The organism is Parvibaculum sp., from assembly GCF_039973015.1.
GTDB lineage: Bacteria > Pseudomonadota > Alphaproteobacteria > Parvibaculales > Parvibaculaceae > Parvibaculum.
Genome location: NZ_JBDWLT010000007.1, coordinates 114,620 through 127,757 on the forward strand (window position 1 = coordinate 114,620; position 13,138 = coordinate 127,757).

At 61.8% G+C, this 13,138-nt stretch carries 12 protein-coding genes; 4 read left to right on the forward strand and 8 right to left on the reverse strand.

Translation table 11 applies throughout. The features are described from left to right. Positions 1 to 7 precede the first annotated feature (7 nt). From nagZ to ABJO61_RS05275, 4 genes are all read right to left on the reverse strand, one after another. Positions 8 to 1,021, reverse strand: a complete 1,014-nt coding sequence (gene nagZ / locus ABJO61_RS05260; RefSeq protein WP_348327406.1) for a beta-N-acetylhexosaminidase — start codon at positions 1,019 to 1,021, stop codon at positions 8 to 10. Next, positions 1,018 to 1,878, reverse strand: a complete 861-nt coding sequence (locus tag ABJO61_RS05265) for an SPOR domain-containing protein (protein WP_348327409.1) — start codon at positions 1,876 to 1,878, stop codon at positions 1,018 to 1,020. Before ABJO61_RS05265 ends, nagZ begins: the two co-directional genes overlap by 4 nt. Beyond that, a complete protein-coding gene (argS, locus tag ABJO61_RS05270) occupies positions 1,878 to 3,629 on the reverse strand; it encodes an arginine--tRNA ligase (RefSeq protein WP_348327412.1) in 1,752 nt (583 codons plus the stop codon). The genes ABJO61_RS05265 and argS overlap by 1 nt, the downstream gene beginning before the upstream one ends. 85 nt (positions 3,630 to 3,714) lie before the next feature. After that, complete coding sequence (locus tag ABJO61_RS05275; RefSeq protein WP_348327415.1) at positions 3,715 to 4,905, reverse strand: deoxyguanosinetriphosphate triphosphohydrolase; 1,191 nt, start codon at positions 4,903 to 4,905, stop codon at positions 3,715 to 3,717. A 139-nt stretch (positions 4,906 to 5,044) separates the two neighbouring features. Between ABJO61_RS05275 and erpA the strand changes: the two genes are divergently transcribed. After that, positions 5,045 to 5,407 carry an iron-sulfur cluster insertion protein ErpA gene (gene erpA / locus ABJO61_RS05280; RefSeq protein ID WP_348327418.1) on the forward strand — a complete coding sequence of 121 codons (363 nt, stop codon included), beginning with the start codon at positions 5,045 to 5,047 and terminating at the stop codon, positions 5,405 to 5,407. Positions 5,408 to 5,590: 183 nt separating this feature from the next. Beyond that, on the forward strand, positions 5,591 to 6,376 hold the full coding sequence (gene xth / locus ABJO61_RS05285) for an exodeoxyribonuclease III (protein ID WP_348327421.1): 786 nt from the start codon (positions 5,591 to 5,593) through the stop codon (positions 6,374 to 6,376). 117 nt (positions 6,377 to 6,493) lie between these two features. Here xth and ABJO61_RS05290 read toward each other — a convergent pair whose 3' ends face one another. Then, positions 6,494 to 7,396, reverse strand: a complete 903-nt coding sequence (locus ABJO61_RS05290; protein ID WP_348327425.1) for an AraC family transcriptional regulator — start codon at positions 7,394 to 7,396, stop codon at positions 6,494 to 6,496. Between the two features lie 335 nt (positions 7,397 to 7,731). On the opposite strand from ABJO61_RS05290, the gene ABJO61_RS05295 reads away from it, so the two are divergent. After that, positions 7,732 to 8,073 (forward strand): putative quinol monooxygenase, encoded by a 342-nt coding sequence (locus tag ABJO61_RS05295; RefSeq protein ID WP_348327428.1) that lies wholly within the window; start codon positions 7,732 to 7,734, stop codon positions 8,071 to 8,073. 4 nt (positions 8,074 to 8,077) lie between these two features. On the opposite strand, the gene ABJO61_RS05300 is transcribed toward ABJO61_RS05295, so the two are convergent. After that, positions 8,078 to 9,589 carry a M81 family metallopeptidase gene (locus tag ABJO61_RS05300; protein WP_348327431.1) on the reverse strand — a complete coding sequence of 504 codons (1,512 nt, stop codon included), beginning with the start codon at positions 9,587 to 9,589 and terminating at the stop codon, positions 8,078 to 8,080. Positions 9,590 to 9,851: 262 nt separating this feature from the next. On the opposite strand from ABJO61_RS05300, the gene ABJO61_RS05305 reads away from it, so the two are divergent. Continuing rightward, positions 9,852 to 10,235, forward strand: coding sequence for an EthD domain-containing protein (locus ABJO61_RS05305; protein WP_348327434.1), 384 nt, complete (start codon positions 9,852 to 9,854; stop codon positions 10,233 to 10,235). Positions 10,236 to 10,239: 4 nt separating this feature from the next. Here ABJO61_RS05305 and ABJO61_RS05310 read toward each other — a convergent pair whose 3' ends face one another. Together ABJO61_RS05310 and ilvD are read right to left on the reverse strand one after the other, a co-directional pair. Continuing rightward, a complete protein-coding gene (locus tag ABJO61_RS05310) occupies positions 10,240 to 10,995 on the reverse strand; it encodes a tetratricopeptide repeat protein (protein WP_348327437.1) in 756 nt (251 codons plus the stop codon). Between the two features lie 237 nt (positions 10,996 to 11,232). Further along, positions 11,233 to 12,963, reverse strand: coding sequence for a dihydroxy-acid dehydratase (gene ilvD, locus ABJO61_RS05315; RefSeq protein ID WP_348327440.1), 1,731 nt, complete (start codon positions 12,961 to 12,963; stop codon positions 11,233 to 11,235). Between the last annotated feature and the right edge of the window lie 175 nt (positions 12,964 to 13,138).

Here is a 13,138-nt window from a genome sequence, read left to right on the forward strand (position 1 = left end):
GATCTTCTCAGGCCAAACCGGTAATTTCGCTGAATTCGGCCCATAACGAATCAATATCGGCCGCTTCGGAGGGCGGCACGAAGCGGTGAAGTGCCGCCTCCGACCTCCTGAGGCTTTCCCCCACAAGAACCTTGGCTTCAGCCGCCACCGCCCCCATCTCGGCCATATCGCCGTTACAGTGGAGAACGAGATCGCAGCCTGCCGCGAGCGAAGCCCGCGTTCGCGCCCCGAAATCGCCCTTGAGGGCCTTCATGGAAAGGTCATCCGACATAAGCAGCCCCTCGAAGCCGATACGGCCCCGGATCGTCTCGCCGATAACGGTCGCGGAAGTCGTTGCCGGACTGTTGGGGTCAAGTGCGGTGTAGACGACATGAGCCGTCATTGCGAGCGGCAGCGCCTTCAATGCACGAAAAGGTACGAAATCGCAGCCTTCGAGCTCTTCGAGAGATGCATCGACCACAGGCAAATTCTTGTGACTATCGGAAAGGGCGCGACCATGCCCCGGCATGTGCTTGACGACTGGCAAGACACCAACCGACATGAGCCCTTCCGCCACGGCGAGACCAAGCGCTGCGATGAGCCCCGGCTCCTCCCCATATGCACGCTCGCCAATAATGTCATGCGCGCCCCGCACAGGAACATCCAGCACCGGCAGGCAATCGACGGTAACCCCAACACTGCGAAGCTCGGCCGCGATCAGGCGGGCGCCGAGACGCGCCGCGTAAAGGCCTCTTTCGGAATCCTGCTCATAAATTTCGCCATAGCGCCGCCCGGCCGGCCACGCGCGCCAATGAGGCGGACGCAGTCGCTGCACCCTGCCACCCTCCTGATCGATCAGGATTGGCGCGTCATGGCCCACGGCTTCCCGCAATGAAGATGTAAGCCGGAGAAGCTGTCCGGGGTCGGCAATGTTTCGCGCGAAGAGGATGAAGCCCCAGGGCTGCGCCTCGCGAAAAAAGCTTTTCTCAGCATCGTTGAGTTCGGTGCCGGCACATCCATAGATCGCCGACGTGAGGCTCACTTCGGCCTCACCAGACACCCCTGCCCCTGCGCATCGAGATCGGCGCAAAGCCCGTCCGCCGTAGCCTTGTCCATATAGCCCGCACGGAGACGGTAGTAGATGCCCTTCTCGGCGAGATCGGCACGCTGAATATCAATCGCCCGCGCCCCAAGCAGGTTTGGATATTTTGCCTGCAGCTTCTTGAAAGCTTCGCGCGCCGACGGCTCATCGCGGAAGGCGGCAAGCTGAACGACATAGCCGCCCGAAGAGGAGGTAGAAGAAACCGGAGAAGATGTTGTCTGCTCGACCGGCTCCGATGCTTTGGCGGCGGGCACCTCCTCGGCAGGGGCCGCCTGCTGCACCGGTGCCGTGGAAGACGCCCCGGAAGACGCATCGTCAAGCGGACGGCTCTGGATACCGCCGGTTTCAAGCGACTGCGCCATACGGTCAAGCGCCTGCTGATCCTGCGGCTCAGGGATCGCGGAATTGTCTATCGCGAGGGGTTCCTCCGCGGGGGGCAGCAACTGCTCACCCTCGCTGGGTTCGCTTTCGCCATCGCCCGTGATGCGATTGTAGACCCCGGCATCCTGATGCGGAAACTTCTTGCCGCCGGGATTTTCGGGAAGCTCTTTCGTTGGCTCGCCGTCTGCACGAAGGATCGGCGGCGCACCATTCGGGCCCTGCTGCGTACCCTGGCGATAGGCAAGAAAGACCACACCTGCGAACACAGCTAGCAGCGCGATGACGCTGAGAAGCATTAGACTCCGGCGCTTGCCGCCAGGCGCGCCATCTTCATCCTCGTATCGTTCGTAGTCTTCGATATCGGGATCGATGTCGTATTCCGGTTCTTCGTCCCAGCCGCCATCCCTGTTGGACATCAGCGCATCTCCTCGATCGGTTCGACCCCCAAAATCCCCAAACCGGCGGCTATGACGTGAGCCGCTGCACGAATCAACGCAAGCCTCGCAAGCGTAGCATCCTTGTCTTCGGGCAGGATGAACCGAAGCGCAGGTTCGTCCTTTCCCTTGTTCCACAGGGCATGGAAGGCGGAAGCAAGGTCGTAGAGATAGAAGGCGATGCGGTGCGGCTCATGGGCAAGGGCCGCCAGTTCGACCTGCCGCGGAAAACCGGCCATCAGCCGAACAAGCGCCAGCTCCGCCTCGTCGGTGAGCCGTTCGAGCGGCGCATTGGCAAGCGCCGCGTCGGAAAGGTCGTAGTCTCCCTCCGCCGCCGCTTTCCGCAGTACCGAATGGATGCGGGCATGTGCGTATTGAACATAGAAGACAGGGTTGTCGCGCGATTGCTCCATCACCTTGGCGAAGTCGAAATCTAGCGGCGCATCGTTCTTGCGCGTAAGCATCATGAACCGCACGACGCCCTTGCCGACTTCATCCACAACATCGCGCAATGTGACGAAGTCGCCTGCACGCTTCGACATACGCACAGGCTCACCATTGCGGAAAAGGCGAACGAGCTGGCAGACTTTAACATCGAACTCGGCTTGCCCGCCGGTCACGCCCGCAATCGCGGCCCGCATCCGCTTGATATAGCCCGAGTGATCCGCCCCCCAGACGTCGATCAAGGTGCTGTAGCCACGCTCGAATTTGTCGAGATGATAGGCGATATCCGGTGCGAAATAAGTCCAGCTGCCATCGGACTTCTTCAGCGCCCGGTCTACATCGTCGCCGAACTCCGTCGAGCGGAAAAGTGTCTGCGGCCGCGCTTCCCAATCGTCGGGCACCTCGCCCTTGGGCGGCTCCAGCGTACCGATATAGATGAGCCCCTTGTCTTCGAGCATTTTCAACGTCTTTTCGACGGCTCCCGACCGGTGGAGCGACAGCTCGGAATAGAACACTTCATGCACGATGCCGAGCACCGCCAGATCGCCGCGAATAAGCTCCATCATCGCTTCGACGGCCGTCTCACGCGCGATCTTGAGTGCGTCACCCTCTTCCATCTCAAGCAGGCTCTTGCCGTGTGCCGCCGCGAGCGCCTCGCCGACAGGCTTGAGATAGTCGCCCGGATAAAGCCCTTCCGGGATCGCTCCGATGTTTTCTCCCAGCGCCTCGCGATAACGCAGCAACGCGCTTCGCGCGAGAACCTCGATCTGTCCGCCCGCATCGTTGATGTAATATTCACGGCAAACGCGGTAGCCGACCTTCTCCAGAAGGTTCGCGAGTGCATCGCCAAAAACCGCGCCGCGCACATGACCGACATGCATCGGACCTGTAGGATTAGCGGACACATATTCGACGTTGACGCCTTCGCCCTTACCGAGATCGCCCGCGCCATAAGAAGCGCCGGCGCGCAGCATGTCCGGCAAACGAGCAACCCAGAATGCCGGATCGAGGCGCAGATTGATAAAGCCAGGCCCCGCGACAGACACCTCCGTCACGGCTTCCTCCGTCGACAGGCGCGCGGCCAGCTTCTCCGCCAGCTCGCGAGGTTTCGCGCCTGCGGGCTTGGCCAGCACCATCGCGGCATTGGTGGAAAGGTCGCCATGAGACGGATCGCGCGGGGGCTCGACAGCAACGCGCGCCATATCGAGGCCGGGCGGCAGCGCGCCCTCCTCTACAAGCGCGCCCAAAGCCGCCTCTACACGTTCCTCGAAATACCGAAAAATATTCATTGCCGCCGTCGCTTGTGTCCCTGACCGGGAACCCGTCCCCGGCGGCGCGCACTCTAGCCGCCGCTCCCCCGCGTTTCCAGCCCTGTCAGGCTCGGGGGTCGTGGAGGTCGAAAAGGCGCTGATGCTCCTCGATGGCGAACTTGTCGGTCATGCCGGCAATGAAATCGCAGACCCGGCGTGCCGTCTTGAACCCTTCCGGTCCGTCACAGCCCTTTTGCCACTCGGGGGGGAGCTGGTCTGGTGCACGGTGAAGCAGCGTGAACAGGTCGCGAACGATGCGCTGTGCCTTGCCCATTGAGCGGTTGACGCGGTAGTGGCGGTACATGCGCTGAAAGAGGAAGGATTTAAGCGCCGCGTTGTTTTCCGTCATCTCCTGCGTGAAGGCTGCAATGGGCCGATCGAGTGCCCTGATCTCCGCGGCGGAAGCAGGCTTCGCCACTTCAAGCCGGCGCTTCGTTTCAGACAGGAGATCCGAGATCATGGTGCCGATGAGTTCGCGCACCGCCTCATGTGTCACGCGCGGCTCTTCGAGACCCGGATAGCGGTCCATCACGCGGCTGAAGACATCGCCCACAAGCGGCAGGGCCATTAGATCGTCGATCGAGAAAAGTCCGGCGCGTAAACCATCGTCGATGTCATGGTTGTTATAGGCGATATCGTCGGCGAGCGCGGCGACCTGCGCTTCCGGTCCCGCGAAGCTGCCAAGTTCGAGATCCTGCGTCTCCGCATATTCGACGATGGCTCGCGGCAGATCTTCGAGGCTGCGGCCTGGGCCGGTCAGAGGCCCGTTGTGTTTCACCAGACCTTCGAGCGTTTCCCAGGTGAGGTTGAGGCCGTCGAAGCGCGCATAGCGGTGTTCGAGTTTGGTCACAATGCGAAGCGTCTGCGCATTGTGATCGAAGCCGCCAAACCCCTTCATGCAGGCATCGAGCGCCGTCTCGCCCGCATGTCCGAAGGGCGTGTGGCCAAGGTCATGGGCAAGCGCCAGGGTCTCCGCGAGATCTTCGTCAAGACCAAGCACACGGGCAATGGAGCGTGCGATCTGCGAGACTTCCAGCGAGTGAGAAAGCCGCGTCCTGTAATTGTCGCCTTCGTGATAGACGAAGACCTGCGTCTTGTATTTCAGACGGCGAAAGGCGCCGGAATGGATAATCCTGTCCCTGTCGCGCTGGAAAGCGGTTCGCGTGGCGCTCTCATCCTCCTCAAAGAGGCGGCCGCGGGTCTCCTCGGCCCTTGTGGCGTAGGAAGCTGTGGCGGCAGGATTGGCGATCGGCACGAAAACCCTCGATTCCTTATGGTGTTAGCCAGTATCCGGTTTGAAATCCGGCATACAGGCTCTTACATATCTGCTAAGGCAATTCTAGTATGGTTGAAAGCCGAAAGCTTGGAGTAGAGCGAAGGCCCCAAGGACAGACATGACGGACAGCGCAACAATCGATCCTGCCACCACGAACATACCGATCTCACTGACGGACCGTGCGGCGACGCAGATTGGCAAAATTCTCCAGGGCGAGGATGAAGGCACCGTGTTGCGCGTCTCCGTGCAGGGTGGCGGCTGCTCCGGGTTTCAATATGGCTTCACGCTGGACGACACGAAAACGGATGACGATCTCGTGCTCGAAAAGAACGGCGTGACGGTGCTGATCGACTCCGTTTCCGTCGATTATCTGGCGGGCTCCGAGATCGACTATGTGGACGATCTGATCGGCGCCGCCTTCAAAATCAACAACCCGAACGCGACCGCCTCATGCGGCTGTGGCACATCTTTCTCCATTTGAGAAGGCTGTCCGCCGCAGAATTGCGTCCTTTCAGGAACAATTGAGATTTTACCTACCGACTTCAGAGCGTATCCTCACGCCCTGTTGGCGATTCTGTTTGTGTAGAGGTGTAGGCTGATGAATTCTGACTGGGGAACACAACCGCAAGCGCCGCAAGCAGCCGTAAAGAGCTGAGGGAGTGTCATGAAGATCGCCAGTTTCAACGTCAATTCGGTCAAGGCACGTCTTGGAAACCTCACCGACTGGCTGAAGGAAGCCGCGCCGGACGTGGTTTGCCTGCAGGAACTGAAATGCGTCGACGAAGCCTTTCCACGCAGCGAGATCGAAGACCTCGGCTACAACGTCGCGACGCATGGACAGAAAACCTATAATGGTGTCGCCATCCTCTCGAAATTTCCGCTGGATGACATCACGCGCGGCCTGCCCGGCAATGACAGCGACGATCACGCACGCTACATCGAAACCGTAATTCCGGCAGGCAAGAGCGCACTACGCGTGGCGTCGATCTATCTGCCCAACGGTAATCCAGTGGACACAGACAAGTTCGAATACAAGCTGCGCTGGATGGACCGGCTGATCGACCACGCGGGAAAGCTCCTTTCCTACGAAGAGCCGCTGGCGCTGCTCGGCGATTACAATGTGATCCCGACGGCAGACGACGTACACGACCCAAAGGCATGGGCGAACGACGCGCTGTTCCGGCCCGAGACACGCGCAAAGTTCCGTGAACTGATCAATCTCGGCCTCACCGATGCCTTCCGCGCCTGCCACCGCGAGGCGCATCGCTATACATTCTGGGACTATCAGGCAGGCGCCTGGTCCAAGGACAACGGCATCAGGATCGACCATATCCTGCTCTCTCCGCAGGCGGCGGACAGGCTGAAAGCGAGCGATATCGACCGCAATATCAGGGGGCGCGAGAAGCCCTCCGACCATGTTCCGATCTGGGCTGAACTCGACTTCGACTGAGCCAGATTATCCCCGCCCCTGCGGATAAACACGGTCCACCGTCATCGAAACGTCACAGAACCGTTGCAAACGCGGCGAATATCCCCGGAAAAAATCAACAGAATATTGTCCCCGTTTTCAGACCGCGGCCTCTGCCGCCGGCGAAGTGCGCAACCGCTCCGCGTCCCGCATGGGTGGGGCACCAAAAAGCCGGTTATACTCCCGGCTGAACTGCGAGGGGCTGTCATAACCGACGAGGTGCGCGGCAGTGGCCGCATCGACCGCCTGCGCCATGATGAGGCGTCGCGCTTCCTGAAGCCTTATCTGCTTTTGATACTGAAGCGGACTCATGGCCGTCACTGCCTTGAAATGTTCGTGTAAGGACGAAGGGCTCATGCGCGCTTCCGCCGCCACGGTCTCGATCCGGAAGGGCCGTGTGTAGTTCTGCTTGATCCAGTTGATCGCGCGGTTCACCTGATTGAACTTGCTGTCCGCGAGTGCGATCTGACGAAGCCGCACTGCCTGATCGCCGCCGAGAAGACGGTAATGGATCTCGCGTTCTATGAGGGGTGCGAGAATGGGCGCATCGGCCGGATGCGCCAGAAGCCGCAACAGACGGATCGCTGCGTCGAGCAGCGAGTCATCGAGCGGGCTCATTAAAATGCCGGAACCCGGCGCATCGCTGACCTTGCCCTGCCTGTCCATGTCGAGGATCAGTGCGGAGAGAGCCGCCGGATCGAGGTCGAGCCGCATGCCCAGATAGGGCTTCTCCGGGCTTGCCTCCATCACGCAGCCGACGACGGGAAGGTCCGCAGAGACGAGCAGATAGTTCGACGGTTCATAGCCATAGATGCGGTCACCGAGGATCATCTGCTTGCGCCCCTGACCGGCAATACAAAGTGCCGGTTCCTGAAGGGCATGCATGGGCTCGGTTGGATTGGTAACGCGGGCGAGATGAAGACGCGGCAAGGCGGTCGGCGCGGCGCCGTCTTCCGGCGCGAATTGATCAATCAGGGAAACAAGTTCGGAAAGCCTGCCCATTGGCGGAAGCCTCATGGAGGTAAGTAAAAACAGCAGGTTGGGTGCAACTGCGCGAGTTTCAATATAAGCGCCGAATGCCTCTCCGTCCTTCCGCAGGAGCGAATTGTGGAGGATCGTGCAAGAACCGCCGAGTTCCGGTCTACCGCCGCCAGCCGCCGGAGGTCAATATCATCCCCGGAGACGATCCCGCGATCCTGAAAGGGCGAGACTTCGCTACCTTCCAGGTAATTCAGATCGCACCCCGGACAGCCCACAATAGGCAGGCCGCCCTGCCCCGCGTTACGCGCGCCGCCGCAGGTGCAGCAGCACTTCCCTCTTCGTTACGAGGTGACCAGATGACCCAGACCCTATCGGAACTTACGAATATCGCCTTCATCCGCGCCCTGCCCGGGAGGTCGCTCGACCTCGGACGGGAGCTCTGCGCCCTCGTCACCCCGACGCGGGAGGAGGAAGGCTGCATCGGCTATGAGGTCCATCAGTCCGGCGATGACCCCGATATCTGGTTCCTCTATGAAAACTGGCGCTCGGCGGAGGACATGGAAGCGCATTTCGACACGCCGCATTTCACGGCTTTCAGCGAACGCGCCGAAACGCTGGTCGACGGCGACCTGACGCTGCATCGTTTCATGCGCTATTCGGCCATGACGACAATCGAGGCGCGGGGCTGCGCGGCATGAATGACTATTCGCCGATGCTCTCGCCCAGCGGCGTGACGCGGAGCCCCCTGCGGAGCCGCGTGAAGGGAAGCTTGGCAAGGTCGGCGGTATTCGGTCCCGGACTTTCAACGACAAGCACCTCGCTCGACATGGGCCCAAAATCGGCCCGGAAGTGAACCGAGCTTTTGACCACGAGAATGGCGAGGTCCGCCGGGTCGAGCCCGGTGTGGCGGATCATTTCCTTGTCGGCGCATTGGCCTTTGCGCGAGGAGACAACGATCTGAACGCCGCCCGTCCGCAGACGGACGGTCGTGCCGAGTGACATCTGCGAGCCGCCATAGAAGGGGCCGGTGGCGAGAAACTTTCCATCGGTGACGCGCATCACCTCGAACTCGCCTTCAAGGGGACGCTCCTCGGGGGCGCCGCCCGTCTTCGCCCCAAGCGCCAGGGAGACAGTGGCACCCTCCCCTGCCTCCGCCGCACCGGCAGCACTTCCGGGATCGAAAAGAACGGCGAGACAGGCATTCTGTGCGTCCTGCCCGATCAGCTCCGCGAGAATGCCGATCGTGTCGCCATTGCCACCCGCGCCGGGATTGTCCTGCGTGTCGGCAAGGACGACAGGCCCCTTGCCGGGCGATGAATGCGCAATGGCGTGAGCGACGGCGTCACGCGCGGACCAGAGCTTCTCACGGAAATCGGGCTCGGCCTCCCGGCCCGCAGCGGCGATGCGCTCGGCGGCTTCCGCCGCCGCTGCCTCCGTATCGCCATAGGCAATGACCACAGGCCCGCATTCGGGAATGTCGACGGGCGGGAAGCCCGTGGTGAAGGAAACGCTGCTGACACGGCCATTGCCGGTGACGCGGCCTTCCGTCTCGGAGACCAGACCGTAGAGATGGGCAGCCGGTTCGATCAGCGTGCATTGCGCGGTGAGCGGAATGAGATAATCGAGACGGCGCATCGCCTTTGCCTGACGTGTGCCGGACTTCACGAGATGAGTGAGATGCGCCGCAGCGCGCGCGCCCGTCTCTGCCATGTCGACATGCGGATAGGTGCGATAGGCAATGAGCGCATCGGCCTCCGCGACCATCCGCTCCGTCACATTGGCATGAAGGTCGAGCGAAGCGACAAGCGGAATATCCGAGCCGATGGCGGCGCGGACACGGGCGAGGATCTCGCCCTCTCCATCGTCGTAATGCTCGGTGACCATCGCGCCGTGCAGATCGAGATAGACGGCATCCAGATTGCCCGCGCCTTGCAGCTCTTCAAGCATCATCGCCATGACGCGCTCGAAGGCATCTTCCGTGACATGGGCGGACGGGGTCGCCGAGCACCAGACAAGGGGCAGAAGCGTGTTGCCGGAAGACGCCGCATCGATGAAACCGGCGACGGGCACGTTCATGCCCTGGAAGGCGGTGAGAAGTCCCTCCCCCCTCTGAAGCGCGGGCCATGAATCCGCCTGTTCGAAAGCGGCATAATCCGCCTTGGTGGGCGCGAAGGTGTTTGTCTCGTGCTGGAAGCCGCCAACGGCAATGCGCATTGAGAAATCACTTTCTATTCGTCATGTCCCCTGATCGCGGGCTCCCCCGATGATGCAGGGCCTGTCCCGAAACTCAAGTGTCATCCCGGCACTTGCCTGTCCCGGCGAAGGCCGGGATGACCGGGACCCAATCCACCTCTCCGGCAAGAACGGCGGCCAATGGGTCCCGGGAATAAATCCCGGGATGACATCTTTGGTTTTGGTGAAGGACGTTGCAAACTCGCGGTCAACGAAATCAGAAGAAACAACAGGGAGAACCACCATGATCAAGCTCACCTTCTGCCTGACGAGGCTGCCGAAACTGACGGTCGAGGAATTTCAGGACTATTGGTGGAACAAGCATGCGCCGCTGGTGAAGAGCCATCGCGAAGCGCTGCGCATCAAGCGCTATGTGCAGCTGCATTCCGCCGATCCGGCACTTGCCGAAGCCTTGCGCACGTCGCGCGGCGGCTCTCTCGAAAAGGCTCCTGCGGTCTATGACGGCGTGGCACAGCTCTGGTGGGACAGCATGGAGGATATCGCTTCCGCCATGTCGACCCCCGAGGGAGCGGAAGCCGGACGCCAGCTTCTGGAGGACGAGGCGAAATTCATCGACTTCGCGAAATCGCCGCTCTGGTTCGGCGAAGAGAAAGTGGTGTTCGGGTGAGGTTTCACGTCCCGCCGTGGGAGGCGACCCAGGTATTGGCCATTTCCTGCGCCTTCTCCTTTTCGCCCGGCTTCATCCAGCCTTCGTACTTTTCCATGAGTTCATCGGCTGCCGCGCGCTGCCCGGCATCGCCGAAACGGTTGGCGAGCATCAGATAACCCCAGCCGTCAATGCGGCTCTTGGCGACGCCCTCGCCTTCCATGTGAACACGGCCAAGCTCGGCGAAGGCAGGCGCGTAACGCTTGTTCGCGGAGAGGAGAAGCCAGCGCAGGCTCTCCGTGCGGTCGACCGGCGTACCCCAGCCATTGCGGTGCATGATCGACACGTAATATTGGGCATCGCCGCGCTGGGCGAGCGAGGCAGCCTCGAAGCTCTTCAGCGCCTGCGCGTAATTCTGCTTCAGACCGATCTTCTCGTTGCCCTGGAGATAGACCTCGCCGAGACGGACAGCGGCGGCGGGCTGGCCACCGCGCGCGGCGAGAAGGAGAAATTCATAGGCCTTCGCATCGGACTGCTGCACGCCGCCGACGCCCTTGTCGTAGAGATTGGCGAGAATCCATGCGGCACCCGTATGACCGCCTTCCGCGGCCTCCTTCCACTCGGTGACCGCACTCTCCATATCGCCCGACTGCTGCGCCGCGACGCCGCGCTCATAGGCGGCCTGCGCCTCATGGGAGGGCTCCGCGAAGACGGCGCCGGTAACGGCCAGATTGAGGCCGAAGGCGGCGGCGAGGACGGCGAGGCTCTTGCGGACGGTCATGGGTTCTCCTCGGTGAGCGGGAGGGGCAGTTTGCCGGAAAAATGTGGCGAAGTCATGGGGTTAGCTGAGAGATGGCTACCCACCCTCCCCTCGGGGAGGGTCGAAATTTGCGGCGCAGCATGCAAATTTCGGGGCGGGGGCTGTGCCGAGCCGTTTCCCCCGCCCCGAAAAATTCTTCGCTTTGCTCGAATTTTATCGACCCGCCCCCAAGGGCGGGTGGGACGCTAGCAAATTCGCTCAAATATCCGCATAGACATGCTTCTCCGCCTTCGCGCCGGGATGCGTGACCGCGCCTTTGCGGGCCGGGCCGACGAGCTGGGCATATTTCCAGAGCGCGCCCGAGGCGTACATGGTCTCGCGCGGGCGCCACGATGCGCGGCGCTTTTCGAGCACTGCCTCGTCCACCTCAAGCTCGATGGTGCCCTTCGCGGCGTCGATCTCGATCATATCGCCATCCTCGATGAGTGCGATGGGACCGCCGACGGCTGCTTCGGGGCCCACATGGCCGATGCAGAAGCCGCGCGTCGCGCCCGAGAAACGTCCATCCGTAATGAGCGCCACCTTGTCGCCCATGCCCTGCCCGTAGAGCGCGGCGGTGGTGGAGAGCATTTCGCGCATGCCGGGGCCGCCCTTCGGGCCCTCATAGCGGATGACGAGAACCTCGCCTTCCTTGTAGTTGCGATCCTCGACGGCGGCGAAGGCCTCTTCCTCGCTGTCGAAACAGCGGGCGGGGCCACGGAACTTCAGCTTCTCCGGCGCCATACCCGCGACCTTGACGATGGCACCATCGGGCGCGAGCGAGCCTTGAAGGCCGACGACACCGCCGGTCGGCGAGAGCGGGTTCGTCACGGGACGGACGATCTTCTGTTCCGTATCGAACGTCACGTCTTTCAGGTTGTCGGCCAGCGACTGGCCGGTAACGGTCAGGCAATCGCCATGCAGATAGCCGCCATCGAGCAGCGCCTTGAGGACGAGCGAAACGCCGCCAACCTCAAAGAGATCCTTGGCGACATAATTGCCGCCCGGTTTCAGGTCCGCGATATAGGGCGTCTTCTTGAATATCTCGGCGACTTCCATGAGATCGAAATCGATGCCGACCTCATGCGCAATGGCCGGGAGATGAAGCCCGCCATTGGTGGAGCCGCCCGTGGCCGCGACGATCACCGCCGCATTTTCGAGCGCCTTGCGCGTAACGATATCGCGCGGACGGATGTTGTTTGCGAGAAGCTGCATGACAGCGCGGCCGGAGGCTTCGGCATATTCATCGCGGCTCTCATAAGGCGCGGGCGCACCGGCCGAGCCCGGCAGCGCAAGCCCCATCGCCTCCGACACGCAGGCCATCGTGTTGGCCGTATATTGGCCGCCGCAAGCCCCGGCGGAGGGACAGGCAACGCATTCGAGATCATGCAGTTCCTGATCGGCCATGTTGCCCGCAGAGTGCTGGCCGACCGCCTCGAAGACGTCCTGCACGGTGACGTCCTTGCCTTTGAAGTGACCCGGCAGGATCGACCCGCCATACATGAAGACGGATGGAACATTGAGGCGGACCATCGACATCATCATGCCCGGCAGCGACTTGTCGCAACCGGCAAGACCGACCAGCGCGTCATAGCAATGGCCGCGCATGGTGAGCTCGACGGAATCCGCGATGAGGTCGCGGCTGGCCAGCGAGGATTTCATGCCCTGATGGCCCATCGCGATGCCGTCCGTCACCGTGATGGTGCAGAACTCGCGCGGCGTGCCGCCGGTCTGGGCAACGCCACGCTTCACGGATTGCGCCTGGCGCATGAGCGCGATGTTGCAGGGCGCGGCCTCGTTCCAGCAGGTCGCGACCCCGACGAAGGGCTGGTTGATCTCCTCCTCGGAGAGGCCCATCGCATAATAATAGGAGCGATGCGGCGCACGCTCCGGCCCGACGCTCACATGGCGGCTTGGCAGCTTCGATTTGTCGAATGTTTTCTTGTCCATGCGAGCACTCCCTTTTTGCTGGCCGGATAGTATGCGCTGGGCCACGCCCGATAAAGCCTTACCCGCTTGCTCAGACTTTAGCCGCGAGTTGAGTTGACCCGGCGGCAGCCGCGGGGGAACATCCCTTCAATCGGAAAACAGAATCGACAAAAACCGGAAAACAGGGAGATAGCAG